This is a genomic window from Lapidilactobacillus mulanensis (genome assembly GCF_003946215.1).
In the GTDB taxonomy this organism is placed as follows: domain Bacteria; phylum Bacillota; class Bacilli; order Lactobacillales; family Lactobacillaceae; genus Lapidilactobacillus; species Lapidilactobacillus mulanensis.
Genome location: NZ_RHOW01000067.1, coordinates 1 through 208, shown reverse-complemented (window position 1 = coordinate 208; position 208 = coordinate 1). Strand labels below are relative to the sequence as shown.

Sequence of the window (208 nt, the reverse complement as noted above, 5' to 3'; positions counted from 1 at the left end):
TTGGTGAGGTGATTTTTATTGGCAAAACCCGATATTGTACAAATCAAAATGGATCAATCTGAACCACAGCTACGCGCAACAACCAAGGCGCTACAAATTAAGGTTGGCACAAATAAATCAGTAATCGTCTACAACCGGATCAATAACTATATTTTAGAAGCAATTTTAAAGGCGGTGTTCACCGATGATCATTGATCAACGGCAAATT

General features: G+C 38.0%; 1 protein-coding gene. It reads left to right on the top strand.

What is annotated here, in order from left to right; translation table 11 throughout:
- Positions 1–18: 18 nt before the first annotated feature.
- Positions 19–195: a hypothetical protein gene (locus EKM67_RS10810; protein WP_160315714.1), complete on the top strand. Its 177-nt coding sequence runs from the start codon at positions 19–21 to the stop codon at positions 193–195.
- Positions 196–208: the final 13 nt, after the last annotated feature.